Source organism: Nocardia sp. CA-119907 (assembly GCF_050955995.1).
GTDB lineage: Bacteria > Actinomycetota > Actinomycetes > Mycobacteriales > Mycobacteriaceae > Nocardia.
Genome location: NZ_CP192091.1, coordinates 1519871 through 1544768, shown reverse-complemented (window position 1 = coordinate 1544768; position 24898 = coordinate 1519871). Strand labels below are relative to the sequence as shown.

21 protein-coding genes are annotated in these 24898 nt (G+C 67.4%); 10 read left to right on the top strand and 11 right to left on the bottom strand.

Annotated elements, in window-relative coordinates; translation table 11 throughout:
- The first annotated feature begins 1 nt into the window (after window position 1).
- The gene (locus tag ACQP2D_RS07055) at window positions 2-1168 is read left to right on the top strand and encodes an MAB_1171c family putative transporter (RefSeq protein WP_433682901.1); all 1167 of its coding nucleotides are present in this window, start codon (window positions 2-4) and stop codon (window positions 1166-1168) included.
- Between the two features lie 34 nt (window positions 1169-1202).
- Window positions 1203-1454 carry a hypothetical protein gene (locus ACQP2D_RS07050; protein ID WP_433682900.1) on the top strand — a complete coding sequence of 84 codons (252 nt, stop codon included), beginning with the start codon at window positions 1203-1205 and terminating at the stop codon, window positions 1452-1454.
- Between the two features lie 144 nt (window positions 1455-1598).
- Here the strand turns inward: ACQP2D_RS07050 and ACQP2D_RS07045 are convergent, their stop codons facing one another.
- Window positions 1599-2711: an FAD-dependent monooxygenase gene (locus ACQP2D_RS07045; protein WP_433682899.1), complete on the bottom strand. Its 1113-nt coding sequence runs from the start codon at window positions 2709-2711 to the stop codon at window positions 1599-1601.
- A gap of 586 nt (window positions 2712-3297) precedes the next feature.
- Between ACQP2D_RS07045 and ACQP2D_RS07040 the strand changes: the two genes are divergently transcribed.
- On the top strand, window positions 3298-4521 hold the full coding sequence (locus ACQP2D_RS07040; RefSeq protein ID WP_433682898.1) for an FAD-dependent monooxygenase: 1224 nt from the start codon (window positions 3298-3300) through the stop codon (window positions 4519-4521).
- Window positions 4522-4539: 18 nt separating this feature from the next.
- Here ACQP2D_RS07040 and ychF read toward each other — a convergent pair whose 3' ends face one another.
- The gene (ychF, locus tag ACQP2D_RS07035; RefSeq protein WP_433682897.1) at window positions 4540-5619 is read right to left on the bottom strand and encodes a redox-regulated ATPase YchF; all 1080 of its coding nucleotides are present in this window, start codon (window positions 5617-5619) and stop codon (window positions 4540-4542) included.
- Between the two features lie 212 nt (window positions 5620-5831).
- On the bottom strand, window positions 5832-6755 hold the full coding sequence (locus ACQP2D_RS07030) for a quinone oxidoreductase family protein (protein WP_433682896.1): 924 nt from the start codon (window positions 6753-6755) through the stop codon (window positions 5832-5834).
- A gap of 176 nt (window positions 6756-6931) precedes the next feature.
- On the opposite strand from ACQP2D_RS07030, the gene ACQP2D_RS07025 reads away from it, so the two are divergent.
- Entirely contained in the window at window positions 6932-7768 is an 837-nt protein-coding gene (locus ACQP2D_RS07025) for a helix-turn-helix domain-containing protein (RefSeq protein WP_433682895.1), read from the top strand.
- A 10-nt stretch (window positions 7769-7778) separates the two neighbouring features.
- A complete protein-coding gene (locus tag ACQP2D_RS07020) occupies window positions 7779-8207 on the top strand; it encodes a VOC family protein (protein ID WP_433682894.1) in 429 nt (142 codons plus the stop codon).
- A 60-nt stretch (window positions 8208-8267) separates the two neighbouring features.
- Here the strand turns inward: ACQP2D_RS07020 and ACQP2D_RS07015 are convergent, their stop codons facing one another.
- The 3 genes from ACQP2D_RS07015 to ACQP2D_RS07005 form a co-directional block, all read right to left on the bottom strand.
- Complete coding sequence (locus ACQP2D_RS07015; protein WP_433682893.1) at window positions 8268-9197, bottom strand: carbohydrate ABC transporter permease; 930 nt, start codon at window positions 9195-9197, stop codon at window positions 8268-8270.
- Entirely contained in the window at window positions 9194-10072 is an 879-nt protein-coding gene (locus ACQP2D_RS07010) for a carbohydrate ABC transporter permease (protein WP_433685562.1), read from the bottom strand. Before ACQP2D_RS07010 ends, ACQP2D_RS07015 begins: the two co-directional genes overlap by 4 nt.
- A gap of 86 nt (window positions 10073-10158) precedes the next feature.
- The gene (locus ACQP2D_RS07005) at window positions 10159-11451 is read right to left on the bottom strand and encodes an ABC transporter substrate-binding protein (RefSeq protein WP_433682892.1); all 1293 of its coding nucleotides are present in this window, start codon (window positions 11449-11451) and stop codon (window positions 10159-10161) included.
- A gap of 203 nt (window positions 11452-11654) precedes the next feature.
- Here ACQP2D_RS07005 and ACQP2D_RS07000 point away from each other — a divergent pair, with 203 nt between their 5' ends.
- Both ACQP2D_RS07000 and ACQP2D_RS06995 read left to right on the top strand, forming a co-directional pair.
- Window positions 11655-13976 carry a carbon starvation CstA family protein gene (locus ACQP2D_RS07000; RefSeq protein WP_433682891.1) on the top strand — a complete coding sequence of 774 codons (2322 nt, stop codon included), beginning with the start codon at window positions 11655-11657 and terminating at the stop codon, window positions 13974-13976.
- Window positions 13880-14236, top strand: coding sequence for a YbdD/YjiX family protein (locus ACQP2D_RS06995; RefSeq protein WP_433682890.1), 357 nt, complete (start codon window positions 13880-13882; stop codon window positions 14234-14236). The genes ACQP2D_RS07000 and ACQP2D_RS06995 overlap by 97 nt, the downstream gene beginning before the upstream one ends.
- Before the next feature lie 33 nt (window positions 14237-14269).
- Here ACQP2D_RS06995 and ACQP2D_RS06990 read toward each other — a convergent pair whose 3' ends face one another.
- Window positions 14270-14794 (bottom strand): methylated-DNA--[protein]-cysteine S-methyltransferase, encoded by a 525-nt coding sequence (locus tag ACQP2D_RS06990; RefSeq protein WP_433682889.1) that lies wholly within the window; start codon window positions 14792-14794, stop codon window positions 14270-14272.
- Window positions 14791-16419, bottom strand: a complete 1629-nt coding sequence (locus ACQP2D_RS06985) for a DNA-3-methyladenine glycosylase 2 family protein (RefSeq protein ID WP_433682888.1) — start codon at window positions 16417-16419, stop codon at window positions 14791-14793. Before ACQP2D_RS06985 ends, ACQP2D_RS06990 begins: the two co-directional genes overlap by 4 nt.
- Before the next feature lie 252 nt (window positions 16420-16671).
- Here ACQP2D_RS06985 and ACQP2D_RS06980 point away from each other — a divergent pair, with 252 nt between their 5' ends.
- Entirely contained in the window at window positions 16672-16851 is a 180-nt protein-coding gene (locus tag ACQP2D_RS06980; protein ID WP_433682887.1) for a hypothetical protein, read from the top strand.
- Window positions 16852-17122: 271 nt separating this feature from the next.
- Here ACQP2D_RS06980 and ACQP2D_RS06975 read toward each other — a convergent pair whose 3' ends face one another.
- On the bottom strand, window positions 17123-20212 hold the full coding sequence (locus ACQP2D_RS06975; protein ID WP_433682886.1) for an AAA family ATPase: 3090 nt from the start codon (window positions 20210-20212) through the stop codon (window positions 17123-17125).
- Window positions 20213-20240: 28 nt separating this feature from the next.
- Window positions 20241-21422: an exonuclease SbcCD subunit D gene (locus tag ACQP2D_RS06970; protein WP_433682885.1), complete on the bottom strand. Its 1182-nt coding sequence runs from the start codon at window positions 21420-21422 to the stop codon at window positions 20241-20243.
- 268 nt (window positions 21423-21690) lie between these two features.
- On the opposite strand from ACQP2D_RS06970, the gene ACQP2D_RS06965 reads away from it, so the two are divergent.
- Entirely contained in the window at window positions 21691-22848 is a 1158-nt protein-coding gene (locus ACQP2D_RS06965) for a DNA recombination protein RmuC (RefSeq protein ID WP_433682884.1), read from the top strand.
- Window positions 22849-22905: 57 nt separating this feature from the next.
- Complete coding sequence (locus ACQP2D_RS06960) at window positions 22906-23856, top strand: DUF6542 domain-containing protein (protein WP_433682883.1); 951 nt, start codon at window positions 22906-22908, stop codon at window positions 23854-23856.
- Window positions 23857-23872: 16 nt separating this feature from the next.
- Here ACQP2D_RS06960 and ACQP2D_RS06955 read toward each other — a convergent pair whose 3' ends face one another.
- Window positions 23873-24883, bottom strand: a complete 1011-nt coding sequence (locus tag ACQP2D_RS06955; RefSeq protein ID WP_433682882.1) for a 4-hydroxy-3-methylbut-2-enyl diphosphate reductase — start codon at window positions 24881-24883, stop codon at window positions 23873-23875.
- Window positions 24884-24898 lie beyond the last annotated feature (15 nt).

Genomic DNA, 24898 nt, shown 5'->3' with positions numbered 1-24898 from the left:
GATGACCTCCCCGATCCCTGCTCTGATCACCTGGCCCGTCCTGACCGGTCTCACGTTGGTGCTCGCCGGTCGGTGGTGGCTGTTGCGGGACAGCTTCGTCGACCGACTCATCAACCGCGCGCTCGCCGCCGCTCTCTGCGAAAACCTGTTACGGGACGCATGGTTCGAACAGTCACTGGCCTGGCTGCTGCCCGGCGACGACAGCGATGTGGTGAACATCGCCCGCCAGCTCTCGCTGGGCGCAACCCTGTTGGGCATCTCGAATATCTACGGCTTTGCCAAGTTGTGGGCAGGCGCCGATCCCGCCCAGACGTGGCGCAGGCAGCGGCGCTATTACCTCGTCACGATCACCGCCACCGCCGTCATCCTGATCGCAGGGACGCCCGCCCGCCGCGCCGACCAGTTGATCGACCAAGCCCTCGGCTGGCCGGCTGTCGTGGTCTGCTTCGCATTTTCCCTGCCGCTCGGCGCTACAGCCCTGCTCCTCGGCCGGGTAAGTGTGCGCGAAATGCGCGCCGTAGGCGCTACCACCTGGCAGGAACGTGCACTGTACACAGCGGTCCTGGGCACCATAGTGGGCCTGGGGGCAATCGCGGTCGTATACCCGCTCGGGACCGTCATCAGCCTCATGACAGGCCGACCGTCATTCGATCCCGAGATGCACTGGGAAGCATGGAGCGGCTTCCTTCTCTCGGCCGTCGGCGCTCCCGCCGTGGTCACGGTGCCGCTGATCAGCACCCTGCTCACCCATATCGGATGGGACCGCACCGGCCGATACTGCCGCCGCCTGCAGCCGATGTGGGCCGATGTCACCGCAGCCGCACCCGAAATCGTCCTGGAGATGCGGCGCGACCACAACGGCCGAGCAGACCCGGCCGTCCGTCTGCACCGCATGACGGTCGAGATCCGCGACAGCCTGCTGCATCTCAAGCGCTACAGCGACAGCCCCGACGATCTGACCGCCACCAGCAGTGACCCACGCATCTATGCCCGCCGCATCGCCGAGGCCATTGCCAACAAAGCTGCCGGGCACCCCCCGAGCGCGAGCCGGTTCACGCTCCGGCATCAAATCCAACCGGGGGCACGGGACCTCGACGCGGAGCTGCGCCAGCTACTCACACTGGCCAAGGCATGGCCACACGTCCGCGGCCTGGCAAAGTCGCCGTAGCGTCGCGGTGTGACACCGGCGGTCAGCCGCGCACATGCAGCCCGAAACCCATGCGGCCCGCGGGCTCCAGTCCCTGCTTCAGGTGCAGCGAGGGGATCTCGTACTCACGGCCATTGCCACAATGCTGGCCCGTGGAGCCGAAACCGGCTCACTGCGTGGCGATATCGAACCGGAGGACATCACGGTGATGCTCCTCGGAATTCTGCTCACCACGGCGGGCGATTCCTCCGAACAAACGAAACGGCTACTCGACCTCATGCTCGATGCCTTACGAACGACCACCTGACCAGACGGAAACCAGTGTGGAAGCACGACCGCATCGGCCGCCGGACGTCACGCGCGATCGTGCCGATTATGGGATGTGCACATGCTCGCGCCCGGCACGGACAAGCATGACTGCCCGGTCATGTTGCTGGACAGGCGATCTGAGCTACACGTGTTCGGAGGGGTGTGTAGCAGGTGGTCGCCAGCTGCGGAAAGCCCGATTGTTGGTGTAGCGGAACATGCCGACATTGAGGGCATTGGGCGTGGCCAGGATCGCGGCGTCGCGGAGAGCGGCGAGGGTAGCCGATCCCGGTGAGGTCATGCGCATTCCGTGCCGGGACAGAAAGCTCATCGTCGCGACCCTGCGACGGCGGGCGGCGGAGTATCGGGCCAGGTCCGGGGCGCAGGCGGCCAGCGTTACGGCGTCCTCGAGTGCCATGCCGGCGCCCTGGCCGAGGGTCGGCCGCATGGCGTGAGCGGCATCGCCGACGAGGACGACACGGTCGTTCCACAGTCGTCGGGGCACTCGGATTTCGAGCAGCTCGTCGATGACGATGCGGGAGGGGTCGGTGGCGGCAATGAGTTCCGGAAGCGGGTCTGGCCAGTCCGTGAAGTAGTCCAGGCTGGTGATTCCTGGTCGGGCCGCGGCGAAGACGTAAGTTCGGTCGCCGGCCATCGGCACCACGCCGCTCTCGGCGCTGCGGCCCAAGATCACTCCCACCGGGTCGGGCGCGGGCACGTCGAGGACCCACCGCCACGCGGTTATCCCCGTCCGACGCACCGCGCTTCCATGAGGCCACAACTGCTGCCGGACCACGCTGTTGACGCCGTCGGCACCGATGACGAGGTCGTATCGGGTTGTGTCGGTGTCTGTTTCGATCCTGGCGTCGGCGTGGACAGCAACGACCCGGGTGCCCGAGCGGACACACTGCGCGGGCACGGCGGCGGCCAGAATCGCGATCAGATCGGCACGGTGCACGGTCACCAGGCCGCCGACGAAATCGCTGATGTAGGCGTCGATCAACACTCGTCCGCGTTGATTGCGAGCGAAACCGCGGCGGTCTTCGATGGCCGCGGACCGTACAGCATCCCCGACACCGAGTGCGTCCAAGGCGGTCAAGGCGTTGGCGGCGAGGGTGATTCCCGCGCCGACCTCGGTGAACTGCGGCGACTGCTCGTAGACGGTGACGTCCCATCCGGCGGCGCGCAGTGCGATTGCGGTCGCGAGACCTCCGATACCGCCTCCGACAACACCGGCCCGACCCATGACTTCGGCCATGATCCCCCCTAAATGATCTACCCGAGTGATCGTAACCACCGATCGAAGGCGCAGTCCAGAGGCCACACCACTCGGCCATTTCCGTGAGGTACGAATCACCATCCGCGCGAACGGCGGTCGGCAAACAACTCGTCCGAGCTGCAAAACCACTGCTGCACAACCGATCACGCCCCGCAGTTCGCTGTGCCCGGGACGAGCAGCGCCAACCTGCCATAGGTTGGACTGTGACGCGACACGTCAAAATGTCCGAGGCCGCGCCTGATGCCGAACGTCCCATAATGCCGAGTTCGGGGTGTTCGCAGGAGCGTGGAGGCGATCTCGGCCGCACCGATGAATTTCGGGTGGATCCGTCGTCGATACCTCTGGATACACCGACGGCGGTGGGCCTGCGCCGGGACCGTCCCAGCGCGGGAAGAAACACAGGCAGGCATTGGGGTGCGGAAGTTGACTATGGGCTTTTACGTCCCGCTCGACGGCAAAGCGCTGACGCGGACAACGGAATCCGGGACGTCATGATGAGCGTCGGCAACCCTGAGCAGGAGCAAACGATCCGGACAGTGATCCGGACGGGTGAGCAGGAGGCGAAGTGAGCGGTACCAGAGTATTGGTGGCGGGGGCGAGCATCGCGGGGCCCGCGCTGGCCCATTGGCTGCGTCGGCGCGGTGCCGAGGTGACCGTGGTGGAGCGGGCTCCCGAGCTGCGTCCCGGTGGGCAGGCGGTGGACGCGCGCGGGGTGGCCAAGGAGGTCATCCGGCGAATGGGGCTGGACGCGGCGGTGCGCGCGGCCTGCACCGAGACCGCCGGCGCGCACACCGTGGACGTGGACGGGAACGTGCTGGAGACCTATCGCGCGGACGACCACGGCGGCGACGGGTACATCGCGGAGATCGAGATCCTGCGCGGGGACCTGTCCCAGGTGCTGTACGACGACACCTGCGACGGTGTCGAGTACATCTTCGGCGACCGGATCGCCGAACTCACCCAGGACGCGGACGGGGTCGACGTGGTCTTGGCGGGTGGCGATCGGCGGCGCTTCGACCTGGTGGTCGGGGCAGACGGGCTGCACTCGGCGCTGCGAGCGATGGTCTTCGGACCGCGCGAGCGGTTCGTCCGCCACCTCGGGCTGGTGCTGGCCTTCTACAGCGTGCCGAACGAGTTCGGGCTGGATCGCTGGCTGATCGACTTCCAGGAATCCGGGCGCTCCGCCGGTCTGCGGCCCATTCAGGACGCCACCCGGGCGATGGCCATGTTCTCCTTCCCCTCGGCCGACTTCGACGTCGACTACCGCGACGTCGAGGCGCAGAAGCGCTTGCTGCGCGAGCGGATGGCCGGCCTGGGCTGGTTGACCCCGGACATCCTCGCGCACCTGGACGACACCCCGGACTTCTACCTCGACCAGGTCGCCCAGGTGGTGATGGACCGCTGGTCGAGCGGACGGGTGGTGCTGCTCGGGGACGCGGCGTTCAGCGCGTCGCCGATGTCCGGGGCGGGCACCGGGCTGGCCCTGGTCGGCGCCTACCTGCTGGCCGGAGAGCTGGCCGCCGCCGGGTGGGACCCGGAGGCCGGGTTCGCCTGCTACGAGCAGCGGATGCGCTCGTTCGTCGAGGCCAACCAGGAGATCGGCAGATTGCACGTGCGCAGCCGCGACGTCTCCGGGCCGGATGCCGAGCCGAGCATCGATTTCGAGAGCGAAGGGTTCACCGAACTGATCGAGCGCGCGATCAACGGCGTCGAGCTGCCCGACTACGCAGGGGTGCCGGACTCCGGAGCCCCGCCCGGACCGCCGAGCAACTCGTCGGCCGAGCCGTAGGCCACCGCCTCGGACGCGCTATACGTTGAAGCGGAATTCGACTACGTCGCCGTCGGCCATGACGTAGTCCTTGCCTTCCATGCGGACCTTGCCGGCGGCTTTGGCGGCTGCCATCGAACCTGCGGTTATCAGGTCGTCGTAGGCCACTACTTCGGCCTTGATGAAGCCGCGTTCGAAGTCGGTGTGGATTACGCCGGCGGCCTTGGGGGCGGTGTCGCCCTGGTGGATCGTCCAGGCGCGGGCCTCTTTTGGACCGGCGGTGAGGTAGGTCTGCAGGCCGAGGGTATGGAAGCCGGTGCGGGCCAGGGCGTGCAGGCCGGGTTCGGATTGGCCGATGGATTCGAGGAGTTCCAGGGCGGATTCGTCATCGAGTTCCAGGAGTTCGGCTTCGACCTTGGCGTCGAGGAAGACCGAATCCGCGGGTGCGACAGCGGCTTTCAGCTCGGCGACCTTCGCGTCGTCGGTGAGCACCGATTCGTCGGCATTGAAGACGTAGAGGAACGGCTTGGTGGTGAGCAGCGAAAGTTCTTTCAGCAGTTCACCGTCCAGCTGGGCGCGCGCGGAAAAGAGGGTCTTGCCGCTGTCGAGGACTTCCTGGGCGGCCTTGGCCGCGTCGAGCAGCGGCTTGCGGTCCTTCTTGACCTTGGCTTCCTTCTCGAGGCGCGGGATGGCCTTCTCCAGGGTCTGCATATCGGCGATGATCAGCTCGGTCTCGATTACCTCGATATCGGCGAGCGGGTCGACCCGCCCGTCGACGTGCACCACGTCATCGTCGGCGAAGACCCGAACCACCTGGCAGATGGCATCGGCTTCGCGGATATTGGCGAGGAATTTATTGCCGAGTCCGGCGCCCTCGGATGCGCCCTTGACGATGCCCGCGATATCGACGAACGACACCACCGCGGGCAGGATGCGCTGGGAGCCGAAGATCTCGGCCAGCTTGTCCAGGCGCGGGTCGGGCAGCGGCACCACCCCGACGTTCGGCTCGATGGTCGCGAACGGGTAGTTCGCCGCCAGCACGTCGTTCTTGGTCAGCGCATTGAACAGCGTCGACTTTCCGACGTTGGGCAGGCCGACGATTCCGAGGGTGAGACTCACGCGACTGCCTCGCTTCGCTCGGCAATCGCGTACGTCTCAGACGCTGTGTTGGATGGTTCGCTCGCACGCTCACTCACGAGGAACAGAGTCTACGCGGCGCGCCCATTCGTTCTGCCCGCAGGCCGTCGGCCGCCAACCGCCGGGTCGGCGCGGATAACCCGCTGGCCGGTGGGGTCGCTTGCGCGGCCCCTGCCCGGCGAGCGGCATCGGCGTCAGGGGATCAGGATGACCTTGCCGAGGTTGGCGCGGTTCTCGATGACGGCGTGTGCCTCGGCAACTGCTTCCAAGGGGAACTCCGCGTGGACAGCGGGGCGGAGTTGGCCGGAGGCGAAGTATTGCCACAGTTCTTGGCGCCAGTGTTCGTACAGGTCCGGTGAGTTTCGGGCGATGCGGGCCATTTGGAAGCCGATGACCGATTTGGCGCCGACGAGCAGGTCGTAGGCCTGAATGGTGCCGCCACCGGAGCTGTAGGCGACGAGACGGCCGCCGGGGACAACGGCGGCGATGGCCGGAGTGAGGAGGTCGCCGCCGACCGCGTCGAGGACGTAATCGACTGGGTCGCCCCAGGATTCGTCGTCGTAGGCGACCACTTCGTCGGCGCCGAGGTCGCGCAGGAAGTCGGCCTTGGCGATATCGGAGACCGCGGCGACCACCCGCGCGGCGCCGCGCACGCGCGCCAACTGCAGGGCGAGGTGGCCGACACCGCTGGCCGCGGCGGTGATCAGGGCCGATTCGCCCGGCTTCGGGTTCGCGGCGTCGAGTGCGCCGAGCGCGACCAGACCGCTGCGGACAAGTGCGACGGCATCGACGGCCGAGGCGCCGTCCGGAATCGGCGAGGCCATCGCCGCGGAGAGCAGGGCGTAGTCGGCGTAGCCGTGGCCGAAGACCATACCGGTCACCCGGTAGCCGGGCATGCAGCTGGTGACGCCATCCCCGACCGCAACCACCTCACCCGCGATCTCGCCACCGAGCGCGATCGGCTCCCGCGGTTCGCGCACCTTGCGGACCACCGGCAGGGTCACACCAACCGCATCGACCCGGACCAGCAGTTCACCCGGGCCGGGCGTCGGCACCTCGGCCGATACGACCTCGAGAACTTCCGGACCACCGCTGCGCTGGTATTGCACCCGCCGCATCACACCTCCAAGAACGTTAGAAGCGGTAACGGTAACCGGCCACGACGCCATCTCACAGCACGTCACCGACCCGAGTGCGATATCTCACCGTCCGGTGGCGGCGGTCGTCACAACGGTGACAACCGCCGCATCCGACTCGCCTTGCGATAGCGGCCGGGCGGCGTACCGTTCCGGATGTGGAGCCGACCACCGAAGTGGTGACGGCACGTCCGGCACCGGCGCTCGCGGCGTTCATCGATGGCTACGTCGGGTATCGACTGTGCGGATTCGCGCCCGGACTGCATCGGGGGCTGCCGTCGCGGCATATGACGTTCATCGTGTCCATCGGGCCGAGCATCGACGTTGTCGCACAGACCGACTCGCGGCAGTCGCCAGCGGACTACCGGTGTGTGCTGAGCGGGTTGCAGGCCAGTTCGGCGGTCATCGCACACAACGGGTACCAGGAGGGGATCGGCATCGAGCTGACGCCGCTCGGGAGCCGGGCCCTGTTCGGGATGCCCGCGAGTGCGCTGTGGAACACCTCGGTGGAATGTGCCGAGGTGACGGGGCCCGTTGGGCGTCAGCTGTGGGAGCAACTGCAGGAGCTGAGCACCTGGCCGGATCGCTTCGCCGCCTGCGACCGGATCCTGACCGCACTGGCCTGCCACGATCGCTTGGTGACACCCGAATTGACTTGGGCCTGGCGGACTTTGGTCGAAACCGACGGTGCGGCGCAGATCGGTTCGCTGGCCGAGGATATCGGCTGGAGCCGCCAGCATCTGGCCCGCCGCTTCGGCGCGGAGTTCGGCCTCAGCCCGAAGCTCGCCGCCCGGATCGCCCGATTCGAACGAGCCAGGCGGATGATCGGACACACACCGTCCTACGTGACAATCGCCCAGGTGGCCGCCACCTGCGGATACTACGACCAAGCCCATCTGAATCGCGATTTCACGGAACTGGCCGGTTGCAGCCCCACCGTATGGCTGGCCGAGGAGATTCCATCCGTCCAAGACCCGGAGGGGTCCGGCGAGTGAGGCTGGATCCATGACGACACCAACGAATTCCGCACCGACCACAGCGACCCGCACCGCCGTCTGGCCGTGCCTCAATTTCACCGACGCCCGCGCCGCGGTCGGCTTTCTGACCGGCGCATTCGGCTTCGAAGAGACCGCGCTCTACGCCAGGGATGACGATCCGTCGTTCATCGAGCACGGTCAGCTGCGCTGGCCGCTCGGCGGCGGCATTATGTTCAGTTCCATCGGCAAGGGCGATAATCCGTTCTGTGAGCGGGGGCCGGGCACCGACTCGATCTATCTCGTCTGCGAGGACCCCGATGCCCTGCACGACCGCGTCGTCGCCGCAGGCGCGGAGGTAGTGCGCGGACTGCGCGATGAGGACTACGGATCGCGCGGCTTCACCGTCCGCGATCCGGAGGGCAATCTCTGGAGCTTCGGCACCTATTGGGGCGAGTAGCCGAGCGTCGGCTTTCGGTCGCGGAAACGGCGATAGGCCGCGGCCGAGGCCGACGTGACGTCAACGACCACCGAGACCGGACGCCGCGATGCCGCGCACGAACGCACGTTGCGCGATCGCGTAGACCACCACCAGCGGCAGCAGAACGACCATGGCCGCGGCCATGAGGATCGGCCATTGCGTGTGGTACTGACCTTGCAGCCGAACCAAACCCAAGGTGGCGGTGGCAATGTCGTTGCGTTGGATCATGATCAGCGGCCACAGGAAGTCGTTCCAGACGGTGATCCAGGTCAGCACACCGAGCACCATCAGCGCAGGACGGGTGTGCGGCAGTAACACTCGCCAGAACACCTGCCAGGTGGTGCAGCCGTCCACGATCGCCGCCTCCTCGAGCTCGGCGGGCAGCGTCCGGAAGAACTGGCGCATCAGATAGGTGCCGAATGCGCTGCCGAACAGGCCAGGAACGATCATCGCCCACGGCGTGTCCACCCAGCCGAATGCGCGCATGAGCAGGAATTGCGGAATCACGGTCACGGTCAGCGGCACCATCAGCGTGCCGAGATAGGCCAGGAACAGCACCTCTCGTCCGCGAAATCGCAAGCGCGCGAACGCATACCCGGCCAGCGAGCAGAAGAACACCTGCCCAGCCGTGACACACAGTGCGTAGCAAGCGGTATTGGCCAGCATCCGCCCCAGCGGCAATAGTTCGAAAACCTTCCCGTAGTTGGACCACTGTGGGCGCGCGGGAATCAGTGTCGGCTCGGTGATCTCGCCATCGCGCTTCAACGAACCCGACAGCGCCCACAGGATCGGCCCGACTGCGCACCAGGCGATGCCGATGAGTGCCACGTAGATGAGAACACCACGCACCGTGCGGCGCACAATGGCCCGCTCCACCCGTCCACGACCTGCCCGCGCGCCGATCGGAGCGGGCGTACTACCGATGCGCCGCACCGGAAGCGATCGCCGCACCATTTCCGACGTACTCACAACTCCACCTCCGCCCGCCGCGCGAACCGCAACTGCAACACCGTCAGCACCAGCAGAATCGCGAAGATCACCCACGCCAGCGCCGCCGCGTAGCCGACCTCGTAGAAACCGAAGGCGTTCTGGAACAACATGATTCCGAGCAGATAGGTCCCCGTCTCCGGCCCGCCATTGCCACCGGTCAGCGCATAGGCCTGATCGAAGGCCTGCACCGAATTGATAATGGTGATGACGAAGACGAACGATAGCGGCCCGCGGATCAAGGGCAGCGTGACCGACCAGAACCGGCGCAGCGCCCCCGCCCCATCGATGCGCGCTGCCTCGTACAGCGTCTCGGGCACCCCCTGCATCGCCGCGAGCAGGATCACTGTCGCGAAAGGCACGCCCTTCCATACTGTCACGATGCTCAGCGATATCAGCGCCCGATCCGGATCGGTCAGCCACGGCACCGGATCGATGCCGACCCAGCCCAGCATGACGTTGAGCAGCCCGTCATCGGTGGTGAACATGAAGCGCCAGACCACCGCCATGGCGACGGTCGAGGCGACCAATGGCAGGAACGCGATGGTCCGAAAGATGCCGATACCGGCCAACTTCCGATTGAGCACCGCCGCGACCGCCAGCCCGATCACCACCGTCGGCACCAATGTCAACACGGTGAACACCGCGGTGTTGCGTAATGCGATGAGGAACAACGGATCCGATGTGAACAGCCGCCGATAGTTCGCCACCCCGACGAAGCGCGGCGCACTGAACAGATCCCACGAGTGCAGACTCAGATACAGCGAAACCGCGAGCGGAAACAGCAAGAACACCAGCACCGCGACCACATTCGGCGCCACGAACGCCCATCCCGCCCGCTCCCGACGCCGCGCCAGCCGCCCCTGCTCATGCGACACGGCGCGGCGGGGCCTTGGTGCGGTCCGCCGCCGTGTGCCGATCGAAACACGCGATGGTGTTGGGGTCATGAGGGATCCAGGAGAGTGTCGATGTCGGCGGTCAGTGATGCGCTGATGGAATCGGCGGTGGCGGCGCCGCGCAGCACACGGTTACCGCCGCGCTCCAGCAATGCGGAAACCTTTCCCCAGACGGGGGTAACCGGCAGCGGGCGCGAATTCTGCGGTCCCTCTGTGAAAACCTGGAGGTTGCGTATCTCGCGGTGCACGGCCGCAAATCCGGGTGACCCCATCGCCGATTTCAGCACGGGCACGAATAGTCCGGAGGCCGCGATTATGGCCTGCCCCACCGGACCGGTCGCGAACTTGACGAATTCCCAAGCCTGTTCGATGCGCGGACTATTCGCAGCGATCGACAATCCCGTGCTGCCGACATCGGTGATCGCCCCGGGGCCGCCGTGTGGCCCGACCGGCAACACCGTGACATCGATGGGCAGATCATCTTGTCCGGCGAATTCGGAATACAGCCAGTGCCCACCCATCGCCATGGCAGCACGGCCGCGCCGGAACAGATCGGGCGCCGAAACCGACTGCTGGTCCGCGACTTTCGGCGCAACCCCATGGCGCACCGCCAGATCCGCATAGAACTGGAACCCCTCGGCGAACCGGGGATCGCCGAGATTGGTTCTGGTCGGGTCCACCGATGGCGTGAACCACTCCGCCCCGTTGTTCATCCCGAAGCAGGCGGCCGAGAAGTACGGCACCCACGCGTCGGCGAAGCCCCACTGCCGCGTCCGGCCGGAGGGATCGCGGTGTGTGAGTGCCTTTGTGGCATCGAGGAATTCGGCGAACGACCAGGCCTGCGACCACCGAGTCGGTGCACTGAGCCCGGCTCGGGCGAACAACTCCCGGTTGTAGTAGAGGAATACCCCCGACCACTGCTCCGGCAGCGCGTACTGCCCACCGGCATAGGTGAAGGTGTCGTACAGCGTCGGGTAACTGTCGGCCCGCAGTGCCGCGGCGTATTCGGGCTCCCGATCGAGCAGGGTGCGCAAATCCAGCAGCACCCCGCGCTCGGCGAGTCCGGCGTAGAGCAACTCCCACGCCATCATGACGTCCGGACATTTGCCGCCCGCGCAGTAGGTGAGCATCTGCTGCAGTGGGTCGGGTCCGGACATGATGGTGCGAATCCGGATGTCCGGGTGCCGCTTCTGAAATTCGTCGATGATCCTCAGCCGGACCCGCGCCTCCTCCGGCCGGGCCTGGAAGAAGAAGGTCAGCGCGTCGTCATCGGATCCGCAGCCGGTGGCGGCGAGCAGCGGCGCGGCGAGCACCGAGCCGAGCAGCGTGCGCCTGCGCAAAAAGGCCCTCCTCCAGGCGGATGTGGAGCTTGGCGGAATCGCATGGCAGCATACGTTCGGCAACACCGAGGTGACGGCCGACACACGAACAAAACTTAACGTTGTCCAAAGCCGAAGGAAAACGGCCGCGATCGGCGTCACCAATCGGATACGTTGTCACGAGTTCGAGCAGCATCCTGCGCGTTTTACAGGAGAGTAGACCGATGGCGACAATCGAATATTTGCGGACGGATCCCGATCTGCCGCCCGTCGGTGTGATCGATCGATCACCGATCACACCACGGAAGAAGGCGATCTTCGGGGCCATCGCGGTCATCGGCGCGATCGCCTGGGCCGTCCTCGCCATCTCGCGCGGTGAGAATGTCAACGCGGTATGGATCGTGGTCGCGGCGGTCTGCACATATGTGACCGCGTACCAGTTCTACGCCAGGCTGATCGAGTACAAGATCGTCAAGCCGCGCGATGATGTGGCCACGCCCGCTGAGGCCATGGAGAACGGCAAGGACTACATGCCGATGGATCGGCGGGTGCTCTTCGGACACCACTTCGCCGCCATCGCCGGTGCCGGTCCGCTGGTCGGACCGGTTCTGGCCGCCCAAATGGGTTATCTGCCAGGCACGATCTGGATCATCGTCGGCGTGGTCCTGGCCGGTGCGGTGCAGGACTACCTCGTGCTCTGGGCCTCGTCCAAACGTCGCGGTCGCAGCCTCGGGCAGATGGCCCGCGATGAACTCGGCCCGATCGGCGGCGTCGCCGCGATCATTGCCGTGCTGGTGATCATGATGATCCTGCTCGCGGTGCTCGGCATCGTTGTCGTGCAGGCGCTGGCCGCGGTGAAGGGGCCCGACGGTGCGCTGCACGGCGGCAGCCCCTGGGGTGTGTTCTCCATCGGCATGACCATCCCGATCGCGCTGTTCATGGGCCTGTATCTGCGGTTCCTGCGGCCGGGCCGGGTCGGCGAGGTTTCGGTGGTCGGCTTCGCACTGCTGCTGTTCGTGATCATCTCCGGACGCTGGGTGTCCGAATCCGGTTGGGGCCGTGACCTGTTCACGCTGTCCGGCACCACCATCGCCTGGCTGCTGATCATCTACGGTTTCATCGCGTCGGTGCTGCCGGTCTGGCTGCTGCTGGCACCGCGCGACTACCTGTCGACCTTCATGAAGATCGGCACCATCGGGCTGCTCGCCCTCGGCATCGTCTTCACCATGCCGGTGCTGAAGGCGCCGGCGGTATCGCAGTTCGCGCACAACAGCAACGGTCCGTCCTTCGCGGGCAGCCTGTTCCCGTTCCTGTTCATCACCATCGCGTGCGGTGCGCTGTCGGGATTCCACTCCCTCGTTTCCTCCGGCACCACACCCAAACTGCTGGAGAAGCAGTCGCATGCGCGGATGATCGGCTACGGCGGCATGCTGATGGAGTCGTTCGTCGCGGTCATGGCGATCATTACCGCGAGCATCATCGACCAGCACCTGTATTTCGCGATGAACGCGGGCGCCGGACTCACCGGCGGCACCGCCGAGAAGGCCGCCGCCTACACCAATTCCCTCGGCCTGAGCGGTGATCCGATTACGGCGGGTGAACTCACCCAGACCGCCAAGGATGTCGGCGAGACCAGCATCATCTCGCGCACCGGTGGCGCGCCGACGCTGGCGATAGGCATGTCCCAGGTGATGTCGGACTTCCTCGGCGGCTCCGGGTTGAAGGCGTTCTGGTACCACTTCGCGATCATGTTCGAGGCGCTGTTCATCCTCACCACCATCGATGCGGGTACCCGCGTCGCCCGCTTCATGCTCTCGGATTCGCTCGGCAACCTCGGCGGTCCGGCGAAGAAGTTCAAGGATCCGTCGTGGCGGCCCGGTGCCTGGCTGTGCTCGGCCATTGTGGTCGCGGCCTGGGGTTCGGTCCTGCTGATGGGTGTGACCGATCCGCTGGGCGGCATCTACACGCTGTACCCGCTGTTCGGCATCTCCAACCAGTTGCTCGCCGCGATCGCGCTCACCGTCGTGCTGACCATTCTGATCAAGAAGGGCCTGGTGAAGTGGGCCTGGATTCCGGCGCTGCCGCTGATCTGGGATCTGACGGTGACTATGACCGCATCCTGGCAGAAGATCTTCTCCGCCGATCCGAAGCTCGGATACTGGAAGCAGCACAGCAACTACAGCGCCGCACGCGACGCCGGAAAGTTGTTGGCGCCCGCCAAGAATGCCGACGATATGGACAAGATCGTGCGCAACACGTTCATCCAGGGCAGCCTGTCGGTCATCTTCGCGGTGTTGGTACTGATCGTCGCGGTGGTCGGTGCCGTGGTCTGCTTGCGTGCCTGGCGCGCGGGCGGCGGACCGAGCAGCGAATCACCGGACGAACCGTCGAAGATCTTCGCACCGCGCGGCTTCATCGCCACTGCGGAGGAGAAGGCGGTGCAGAAGGAATGGGATGCCCTGATCGAATCGGGGCAGGTCCGCGCACCGGGCGCCGCGCACGCCAAGGGCGCCGCGGCGGAACCGGCGGGGCCAGCGGTACATTGACCGCAGCAGCGCAGCCCAGTGACGGCCGGTCGCCTCGACCGGCCGTCATTCGGCGTCTGCGGACCGCCGGAAGTGCCGGTGCGACAACGGTTCGCGCGGTCGGATCGTGGTTCAACGCGGTCCTCGGCGGCCAGGACTACCAGCGCTACGTGGACCATCTGCAGCGCAACCATCCCGGATGCGAAATCCCGTCCGAACGCGAGTACTGGCGTCGACGCCATGCCGACGCCGATAGCAATCCGCAGAATCGGTGCTGCTGAGCGCTGCCGACCCGAACCCGTTCCGGCGCGGGACTATTCGATGGTCAACTGAGCGTTGCCGCCTTCGTGATCCAATAGCCAGCGTTTGACCGGCAGCCCCCAGCGGAAGCCGCCGAGCGCACCGCCGATGCGCAGGACCCGGTGGCACGGTACGAATAGCGCCGCGGCATTGCGGGCGCAGGCATTGGCTGCGGCGCGGGTGGCATCGGGACGGCCGGAGATGGCGGCGTATTCGGTATAGGTGACCGGATCGCCCGCGGGGATCTTGCGCAGCACTTCCCATGCGTGCATGAGGAATTCGCCGGATCGCTGGCGCACCGCGATCGGATCGATCGCGGTCAGCTCACCGCGGTGATACGCGGCGATCGCACGGGTTACCGCGCCGAGTTCGTCGCGTCGGCGCAACTGGGCCGGACGCAGGCTCGGGTGGATGAGCTGCCGCAGGCACTCGGCATCGGCGGTCCAGCCGGAGGCCAGCACGGCACCCTCGGCGTCGACCAGTGCGGTGAACGGGCCGATCAGCGTGTCCGAGGTTGCGAAATCGGTGGGCGCATTCACAATTCGGTCTTCGCTTTCGCTGCGGCGACAGACTTCGTCGCGGGTGACTTCGGCGGAGCGGTCTTGCGACCGGCGAGCGCGGCCTTCCACAGTTGCATAGACAGATACGAGCGCCACGGCGCCCAGCGCGCGGTATCGGACAGGTCGACACCGAGCAGGGTGGCGCCTTGGCGGACAACGAGATCGGTATCGAGCAGGACATCCGGATCGGCCAGCAGCCGCATGGTCACGTAGTCGGCGGTCCACGGTCCGACGCCGTCCAGGGCCAGCAGTTCGCGGCGCAAGTCGGCGGCGGTGCGGCCCTGGTGCAGTACCAGATCGCCGGAGGCGAGGGTCGAGGCGACGCCGACAATCGAACGGATCCGGCGCGCCGGACCGGTCAGCACCTCGGCCCCGCGTTCGGCGATCACGGCCGGGGTGGGGAACAGCCGCGATACCGGTCCGTCGATCGGCTCACCGAGGGCCTCGACCAGCCGGGCGGTATGGGTCGCGGCCGCCGATACCGAGATCTGCTGTCCGATCATGGTGCGCAATAAGAGCTCCGGGCCGTCGAGGCAGCCGGGCACCCGGATGCCGGGGGTGAACGGCGGACGTGCGCCAGCACGGCGGGCGGTGGTCGCACCGACATTGAAGGGGTGGTTGGCCGGTGCCGCACCGGCATCCGGGAGATCGCGCGCCGATGCGACGACGACATCGGTATCGGCCGGCACCACCCCGAGCGCCTCATCGATGCCGACCGGGTCGGCGTCCAGATCCAGCAGGTGCCGCAATCGCGCGACGGTCGGCGCGAGATCGCGCATATCGTGCAGGGACAGTTCGGCGCGCACGTGATCGCGCTGGAAGCTCAGTCGCGCCAGCGCATGCCCGTGCGGGGTGCGCAGACTGCGGGTGTAGGCGCGGTCCTCCCACAGCTCCATGCCCGGCGAAACGTGCGCGGAGAGAAACCACTCCAGCCAGCCCCGATCCAGCGGTTCCCGAAATGGCAGGCGCAGCGTCAGCGAACCGTTGGCGGCGGCCACGGCGGGATTTCCCGAGCGGTGCACCCGCTGTGCCTCGGTGCGCATGGTGGTGGGGCTCACCGCGAATACCTCGCGGACGGTGTCGTTGAACTGGCGAATGCTGGCGAATCCCGCCGCGAAGGCGATATCGGACATCGGCATATTCGTGGTCTGGATGAGCAGCCGCGCGGTGTGCGCGCGATGCGCCCGGGCCAGCGCGAGTGGACCGGCGCCGAGTTCGGTGGTGAGCACCCTGGTCAACTGGCGCTGTGAATAGCCGAGGGTGGCGGCCAATGCGGGCACGCCGCCGCGCTCGATGACGCCGTCGCCGATGAGCCGCATGGCGCGCGCGGCCAGATCGGCGCGGGTATTCCACAGCGGTGACCCGGGTGCGGCATCGGGCAGACAGCGGCGGCAGGCGCGGTATCCGGCCTGCTGTGCGGCCGCGGCCGTCGGCAGGAACGTCACATTCGTCGGCTTCGGCGTGATCGCCGGACATGAAGGGCGGCAATAGATCCCGGTAGTCCGCACGGCGGTGAAGAACTGGCCGTCGAATCGGGAATCCCGGGTCGACACCGCCCGATAGCAGCGCTCGAAATCCAAAGCCGTGATCGTCACCCAATCCACAATGTCAGTAACCCGCGCCTGACGCTAGCGGAAATCCGCCATAAACCCCCATGGTATGCGCGGACGGCGCTGGCGGCAATCGGCCAGGACACCTGGGCACCATGATCGAGAGCAGTCGGCGATCCGCTGTCGGCCGACCCGTGCGCCCTCTACCAGGAGCGCTGGCCACAGCCGTGGACCTGGCAGGAGACCGCCGCCCTGCTGCATGCGCTGCAACCGGATTCGGGCTGGACCGAGCGGCATGTCGCGAATGTGATCGGGCGCGGCCGTGCGCGCCTGTCGGACGAGAAGTACGCCCGCGCCTGCGGCCACGACCCGGTCCCCGGACTGACCAGGGACCAACTCACCGAACCCATCGGCAATATGCTCAACCACAATCTGCTGCAGGAGCTGATCCAGCGACCACCCTGGTGCCCCGCGATCTCCAACTAGTCGACGGCTCCTGACCTCATTCGGCTCTCCGTCGAGGACGCGCGATGAAAGTGCCGCGGCTGTGCCGATGCCCGCGGCGGCGATTCCGCCGTACAACCAGGGCCGCCACGGTGTACCGGGATGCGCACCGACAGCGATCTCCCGGCGAGCGGTCGAGGGGGCGTGCTCGGCGCCGCCGGGGTACCCGCGGAAGCACACGCGACCGGGTCCCTCCGAAGACGCTGCCCGACAACGTGTTCTCGCTCCGCAGCTGCCAGCGCGTACGGTCGGCTCAGGCGACAGTGGTGCGCAGTTGGGAGCCCGCTCGACCGCGGATGACGTGCAGGCGGCTCGGGATGCGCTGGCGCATTTCATCGACATGGCTGACCAGCCCGACCACTCGCCCGCCCGCGCGGAGTTCGTCGAGGACGCCCATGACCGCGTCGAGGGTATCGGCATCCAGACCACCGAAGCCCTCGTCGATGAAGATGGTGTCGAGGACCACGCCGCCGGATTCGGCCGCTACGGTGTCGGCGAGGCCGAGGGCCAATGACAGTGCGGCCATGAAGGTTTCGCCGCCGGAGAGGGTTTTGGCGGGCCGGACGGCACCGGTGTAGTCGTCGCGGATATCGAGCCCGAGACCGCCGCGTCGGCCGCGTGGACCCGCCTTGTCGGAGTGCACGAATTCGTAGCGCCCGCCCGACATTCGGCGCAACCGAGCCGAACCCGCCAGCGCCACCTCCTCCAGCCGAGCGGCGAGCACATAAGAGCGCAGCGACATTCGGCGGTTGTTCTCGCCGCGCCCCGCCACCACCTCCGCGAGCCCGGCCAGCTCTTCGTGGGCGCGCTGCACCGGGGCAATGCGGTCGACCGCGGCCCACAGCTGTCCGCCCAAGTCCTCCAGCAGGTTCACCCGGCGAGTTGCCTCGGCATTGGCGGCGACCGCGGTGTTCAACTGGACCTGTGCGGCAGTCACCGCCGCCGCCAGCTCGTCGAGATCGCCGGGTTCGGTCGACGCCGCGGCCTGAATCTCCGGTTCGGCGAGGACGGCCTCGGCATGTGCGCGGGCGCGGTCATCGGCGACCAGTTCCGCCTCGATATCATGCTGCCGCTGCGGGGTTCGCGATGCGGCGGTGACCACTCGGGCGTAGGCGGTCAACAGGGCGACATCGTCACGCGGTGACGCATCGGCTTCGCCATTGACCTGCTCGGCGATGAAACCCGCGGCCAGCGCGAGACTTTCGACGCGGTCGGCAATGACGGTGACTTGTTCGGCGGCGGCCGACGCGTCGTTGCGGGCATCGCGCAAGGCGGTCGCGTCGCCGATCAACGTCTCGAGTCGGCCGCGGCGGCGGTCGATGGTTTCGTCGGCGCCCGCGGCGGCGCGCAGGCGGTCGGTGAGCTCGCTGAGACGGGTGGTCGCCGCGGCGATGCGCGTCGTGACGGTGCTGCGGCGAGTATCGGATTCGCGCAATTCGTCGTGCAGGCGGGTTTCGTCGGTGCGCAGGCGGGTCAGTTCGGCGGTGAGACTGTCCGAGAGGGCGGCGAGTTCGGCGGCGTCCTGGTAGCGGTCGGTCGCGGTGCGCAGGGCGGCGGCCAGGTCGACGCGGTCGGCATCGCCGCCGCGGGCGATGAGCGCTTCGATTTCGCGTTCCAGCCCGGTAATGCGGGCGAGCACCCGGTCGCGGGCGTCCTCGGCCGCGCGTTCGCTGGCGGCGGCCGCGTCCTCGGCCTCCTTCGATACCGCGCTCTGTGTCGGGCGGGCCGGTGCGGGGTGATCGGCGGATCCGCACACCGCGCAGGGCACCCCATCGGTCAATTGACCCGCGAGTTCGGCGGCCATACCGGCCAGCCTGCGCTCGCGCAGTTCGAGCACCCGCTCCTTGGCATCGAGGTGTGCGGCCCGAGCCGATTCGAATTCGATCCGGGCGTGGTCGAGAGTTGTACTGCGACTGGCGAGTTCGACGGCGGCAGCGGCAGCGGTTTGCAGCCGTTCGCATTCGGCGGTCAGCGTGGGCAGCGCGGCCGCGGCCGCGGTGGTTTCGCGCAGCCGGGCTTCGATGGTGGCGATCGAGTCGGGCAGTTGCTGACGCAGCCGGTTCAGTTTGTCCACCCGACCGGTCAGTGCGACATCCTCGTCGCGCAGCGTTGCCAGTTCGGATGTGAGCCGGGTCGCGGTGGTCGCGTCGGCACGCACCTCGTCGAGCGCGCCGATCTGGGCGCTCCACCGTCGGATGGCCGCATCGACATCGGCGGTCGCGGCGACGGTCGGCCTTCCGTCCGAACCTGGCTCGACCGAGATCAGTTCGATGCCCGCGATATCGGCACCAGCGGGTTCGGCGAGCAGTGCGGCCAATCGTGCCGCGATGCGCTGTGTTTCGTCCGCCTTGCGCCTGGCCTGCATGACCGCGGTGCGCGCCGCATCGATCGCCTCGGCGACCGGCGCGGCCCGACTCGCCAGTTCGAGTTCGGCCTGCAGGTCGGCGCGGTGGTCGGCGGCGGCCGCGTATTCGTCGAGCCGCTCGCGGGCGGCGGCCATCCGGCGGCGCAGTTCGTGCAGGCGGCGCTGTTCCTCGGCGAGGGATCTGGTGCGTACCGATTCCTGTTGGCAGCGTTCGGCTTCCGCGGCCGCCGTGCTGAGGGCGGCGCGCGCGGTCGCGAGCAGATCCTGGGACCAGCCGACCGCCTCCAGCGGCCCGACGGATTCCGCCGCCGTCTCCCCCGCCGCCACCGCGACCTGCGCGACCAACCGATCGATGCCCTGCTTGCGCGATTCGATATCGGCGGCCGAGGCCCGCCGCTTATCGGCCAGCCACTGCTCGGCACCGCCGAATCGCTCGGTGTCGAAGAGCTTTTCGAGCAGCTTCTCCCGATCCTCGTTCTCCGCGCGCAGGAACCGCGCGAAATCACCCTGCGGCAGCAGCACTACTTGGAAGAACTGGTCCGCGCTCATGCCGAGCAGCCGGATGACCTCGTCCCCGATATCGGACAGACGAGCCAGGTTCGTGCCGCGCCCGTCCAACCATTCCAACGTCGCGGCGGCATTCTCCTTCACCCAGCCGCTCTTGGCCCGCTTGCTCGGCCGCTGGAATTCCGGCGACCGGGTCAACCGCACGCGTCGGCCGCCCAGTGTCGCTTCCAGCACCACGCGCGGCGGCGTCTGCGCATCGGCATGATCGGAATGCAGCCGCTTACTCTCGCCGCGCGCACCCGGCACACTGCCGTACAGCGCGAACGCGATCGCGTCGAGCACGGTCGTCTTGCCCGCCCCCGTCTGCCCGTGCAGCAGAAACAGCCCATCCGCACCGAGCGCGTCGAAGTCGACAACCGTGGTCTCGGCGAACGGCCCGAACGCGGTCATCTCCAGCCGGTGCAGCCTCATTCAGCGCCCCGCCGCGCCTGACGGCCGCTCATGCGGACAGTTCCCCGGCCAGGGTTTCCACCGCGGCAACGACCCGGTCCGGTTCGGCGACAGCCGCGGCGAGTGCCCGTTCCAGCCAGGCCACTTCGCCCGCGGTGGGTTCGCCGCGGACATCGGTGAGGAAGCTCTGCGCTACCTCGGTATCGCGGCGTCCGTGCACGCGCTCACGGTAGCGCAGTTCCGGATTGCCTTCCGGGCGTGACCATTCCACGTGTACCGCATGGGGGAAGCGTTCGCGCAGTTTGCGCATGGCGTCGACGGGGCGGGCGTAGTCGGTCAGCGTCGCCGAGACGTAGTGCTGTTCCGCCTCGGAGTGGGCGGCGGCAGTGAGCAATTCGTCGAGGGTGCCGGTGAGGCGACTCAGGCCGCGCACGAGCGGCAGATCGCGGCGCTGCACCGAGCACAGGCCGGTGGCATCCAGATCGACCAGCCATACCGCCTTGCGATGTGAGGTCTCGGCGAACGAATACGGCAGCGGGGAGCCCGAATAGCGCACCGACCCCGACAGCGTCTGCGGCGAATGCAAATGCCCGAGCGCCACATAGTCGATGCCGTCGAACGCCGACAGCGGCACCGTCTGCACGCCGCCGACCGAGATCGAACGCTCCGAACCGGTCGCCTCGCCACCGACCACGAATGCGTGCGCGAGCACCACCGTGCGAGTGTCCGGCCGTTCGGCGATATCGGCCCGGATCCGGCTCATCGCCGCATCCAGGATCTGCGCATGCGAACGCGCTTGCGGCACACCGAGTTCGGCACGGGTGATCTCCGGCTCCAGATAGGGGATGCCGTAAAAGGCGATCGCACCGTGCGCATCGGATAGCAGCACCGGCCGATCGGCATCGGCGACAGTTGTGCGCAGATGCAGGCCACCCGCGGCCGCGAAACTCGCACCCGCACCGAGCCGCGTCGGTGAATCGTGATTGCCGGAGGTCGCGATGATCTGCGCCCCGGCCGCGCGAATGGCCTCGAAACCCTGGATGCACACCGCGATCGCGTCGGCACTGGGAATGGACCGGTCGTACACGTCTCCCGGCAGCACTACGACGTCAACGGATTCCGCGGCCACCAATTCGGCAATGGCCGCGAGCGCGGCGGCCTGATCGGCGAGCAGATCGACCCCATGGAATGTGCGCCCGATGTGCCAGTCCGAGGTGTGCAGCATCCGCATGCCGCGAAACCGTAGGCGATGACACCGACACACTTCAATTGCGCTGTTGAATTTGCCGCGCCAGCGCGGCGTGTTCGCGGCCCCGAATGTCAGCATCGCGTAGCGATTCGATGAGGGGTGGTGGTCGGGCGACGGGCGAGATTTGCTGGACGGCCCATACAACGGACTCCATGGTCTGTTCCAACGGGTCTGCGCATTTTCCGACGCGCTGCTGTCCGATAGCTCGCGGGTTCGGAACTTGTCGGTGCCATGCGGCACTATCTGCACTATGACCGCACCGATGCTCGTCGCACTGATGCTGGTGTTCATCGCGGGGGTAGGGCTCGGCTGGCTCGGACATGCCGCGCGCGCCGGGCAGCGGGCAACGGCCGCGGAGGCGAGACTCGCCGCCGCCACCGATAACGAGCGGTTACTGCGGCAGTCGCTCACCGTGGCGAATGAGGATGCGGCACGCCGACATTCGCACGCCATCGGCGCCATGATCGATCCGCTGCGCGAGGCCGTCGGCGCGCTGAACCAGCACATCCAGCAGGTCGAGCACCATCGCATCAACGCCTATTCCAGTCTGCGCGAACAGGTCGCAGGCATGCAGCGCACCTCACATCAGCTGACCAGCCAGACCGGTCAGCTGGTCGCCGCGCTGCGCGCGCCGCAGGTGCGCGGGCGCTGGGGCGAGATCCAGTTGGAGCGCGTGGTGGAACTGGCGGGGATGACCAGGCACTGTGATTTCGACACCCAGGTGACCAGAGCCGCGCGCGGCGACGGCGGCACCGAGCGCACCGGCATGGTCCGACCGGACCTCGTGGTCAAGCTGGCGGGCGGCAGGCAGATCGTGGTGGATGCCAAGGTGCCGTTCACCGCCTATCTCGACGCCACCATGGCCGATGATCCGGACGAGCGCGCCGAACTGCTCGCCCGCCATGCCAAACATCTGCGTGCCCATATCGATCAACTGGCCGATAAGGCATATTGGCTGGCCTTCGACCCGACACCGGAGTTCGTGGTGCTGTTCGTGCCGGGCGATCCATTCCTCGACGCCGCAGTGACGACCGACTCCGCACTACTCGAATATGCCTTCGGCCGCAACGTGATACTCGCTACCCCGACGACACTGATCGCGTTACTGCGCACGGTCGCCTTCGGCTGGCGCCAGGAGGCACTGTCCCGCGATATGGCAACCGTTCAGCAATTGGGTCGCGAACTCTACAACCGGCTCGGAATGACCGGCCGGCATCTGGACCGGCTCGGCACGCAACTCGGTAAGGCGGTAGACGCTTTCAACTACACCGTCGCGTCGGTGGAATCGCGGGTGATGGTCACCGCGCGCAAACTTCACGACCTGGAGATAGCCGAACAGGAGGCGCCAGCAATCCAGCGCGTCGATTCGTGGCCGAGGGCAGTCGGCTTCGCCGACGCCGACGATTAGCCCGGGTGACCGCCGTGCCGTAACACCCCCCGACGCGGCGGCAGTTAGTGTCATAGTGTGGCTGCTTCCCAACGTGTGCGAACCCGGGTGCCCGCGCCGCATAGTTCGATCCTGCCCTCGGTGCCGGGAATCCCGGCCGGGGCAGCGGTCGGGATTGCGGTGGCGTGCACCTTTCTGGGGTTCCTGATCGATGCCCGCGGCGAGAACAACGAGCTGACCGGGACGTTCAACACGTTGTACGTCCTCGGCTGCGTCGCGGCTGTGCTTGCCGTTCGCTATCGCGGCATCTTCACGACGATGGTGCTGCCGCCACTACTGCTGTTCATCGCGGTGCCGCTCGCCTATCAGCAGCTGACCGGTCACGCCTCGACCGGGCTCAAGGACATCCTGCTGAATCTGGCGATCCCGTTGGTGAACCGTTTCCCGGTCATGGCGCTGGCCACCGTGCTGGTGCTGGCGATCGGCGGGGGTCGGATCCTGCTACACCGGCGCGGCGAGGCCACCGAACGCGCCGACGAATCCCGCAGGGGCACCAGTTGGGGCCGCAGCAATGCGCCGAAGGCTGCGCGGTCCGAACGCACCAGGGGCGGTTCACTGGCCGATGCCGCGCGCCGCCGGACCCGCCGCCCGCAGGCCGATCCGGCCGACCTCGATACCGATCTGCATCTGCCGCGACCGAATCGGCGCGCGAATTCGGAAGTGGCGGAGACGCCGCCGCGCGTCGGCGGCACCGCGAAGGGCGGTCGGGGTGGAGAACGCCCGGCCCCCGAGCGCCGACCGGGCACCGCCCGCGTCGCCCGACCGGCGGCGGCAGCGCCACGGGGCGATGGCGATTCGAACCGAGCCGCCCGACCGGCGGCGGCATCCACTCGGGCCGAGGGCGATTCGAACCGAGCCGCCACGGCACGACGGCGCGGCGACGCACCGCCGCCGCATCCGCAGCCCAATGTCCGCTATCGCGAACGTGATCCGAGCCGGACCGAGCGACAGCGGCCGGAAAACCTCTAGCCGGATCGCCGCTGGCTCAGCGACGCGACGTACGCAATTCCCTTGGCAGCGCGAAAACAAGCGTCTCGTTGGCCGTTGTGACCGGCTGCACATCCCCGAACCCGTGCTCGGCCAGCAGATCCAGCACGCCGCGCACCAGGATGTCGGGCACCGACGCACCGGAGGTGATGCCGATCGTGCGCACCCCGTCCAGCCATGCCAGATCCACCTCGCGGGCGAAGTCGACCAGGTGGGCGGCCTTGGCGCCCGCACCGAGTGCGACCTCGACCAGCCGCACGGAATTGGACGAGTTGCGCGAGCCGACCACGATCACCAGATCGCATTCCGGTGCCATCGCCTTCACCGCGACCTGGCGGTTCGAGGTGGCGTAGCAGATGTCATCACTCGGCGGATCCTGCAGCGCCGGGAACCGCTCGCGCAGCCGGTGCACCGTCTCCATGGTCTCGTCGACGCTGAGCGTGGTCTGTGAGAGCCAGATCACCTTGGACTCGTCGCGCACGGTGACCCGGTCGACCGAATCGGGACCGTCGACGAGCTGGACATGGTCGGGCGCCTCCCCCGCGGTGCCCTCGACCTCCTCGTGTCCCTCATGGCCGATCAGCAGAATGTCATAGTCGTCGCGGGCGAAGCGCTTGGCCTCCTGATGCACCTTGGTCACCAGCGGGCAGGTCGCGTCGATGGTGCGCAGATTGCGTGCGGCCGCCGACGCGTGCACCGCAGGTGAGACACCGTGCGCGGAGAAGACGACCAGCGCGCCCTCGGGCACCTCATCGGTCTCGTCGACGAAGATCACGCCGCGCTCGCGCAGCGTCTCCACCACGTGGCGGTTGTGCACGATCTCCTTGCGCACATAGATCGGCGCACCGTGCTTCTCCAGCGCCTTCTCCACCGTCTCCACGGCACGATCCACACCGGCGCAGTACCCACGCGGCTCGGCTAGCAGCACACGCTTGCCACCGTCGGCATCGGCGGATCCGGAATCGGCCGAGCGGGCGATTCCGACGTTCAAGGGGATGGCCGAAGACATGCCACTCAGCTTACG

What these genes read in the sequence shown, in the direction of transcription:
- ACQP2D_RS07055 (WP_433682901.1), top strand. Translation starts at nt 2, where the DNA reads ATGACCTCCCCGATCCCTGCTCTGATCACCTGGCCCGTCCTGACCGGT.
- ACQP2D_RS07050 (WP_433682900.1), top strand. Translation starts at nt 1,203, where the DNA reads ATGCAGCCCGAAACCCATGCGGCCCGCGGGCTCCAGTCCCTGCTTCAG.
- ACQP2D_RS07045 (WP_433682899.1), bottom strand. Translation starts at nt 2,711, where the DNA reads ATGGCCGAAGTCATGGGTCGGGCCGGTGTTGTCGGAGGCGGTATCGGA.
- ACQP2D_RS07030 (WP_433682896.1), bottom strand. Translation starts at nt 6,755, where the DNA reads ATGCGGCGGGTGCAATACCAGCGCAGCGGTGGTCCGGAAGTTCTCGAG.
- ACQP2D_RS07020 (WP_433682894.1), top strand. Translation starts at nt 7,779, where the DNA reads ATGACGACACCAACGAATTCCGCACCGACCACAGCGACCCGCACCGCC.
- ACQP2D_RS07000 (WP_433682891.1), top strand. Translation starts at nt 11,655, where the DNA reads ATGGCGACAATCGAATATTTGCGGACGGATCCCGATCTGCCGCCCGTC.
- ACQP2D_RS06995 (WP_433682890.1), top strand. Translation starts at nt 13,880, where the DNA reads ATGGGATGCCCTGATCGAATCGGGGCAGGTCCGCGCACCGGGCGCCGC.
- ACQP2D_RS06975 (WP_433682886.1), bottom strand. Translation starts at nt 20,212, where the DNA reads ATGAGGCTGCACCGGCTGGAGATGACCGCGTTCGGGCCGTTCGCCGAG.
- ACQP2D_RS06970 (WP_433682885.1), bottom strand. Translation starts at nt 21,422, where the DNA reads ATGCGGATGCTGCACACCTCGGACTGGCACATCGGGCGCACATTCCAT.
- ACQP2D_RS06965 (WP_433682884.1), top strand. Translation starts at nt 21,691, where the DNA reads ATGACCGCACCGATGCTCGTCGCACTGATGCTGGTGTTCATCGCGGGG.
- ACQP2D_RS06955 (WP_433682882.1), bottom strand. Translation starts at nt 24,883, where the DNA reads ATGTCTTCGGCCATCCCCTTGAACGTCGGAATCGCCCGCTCGGCCGAT.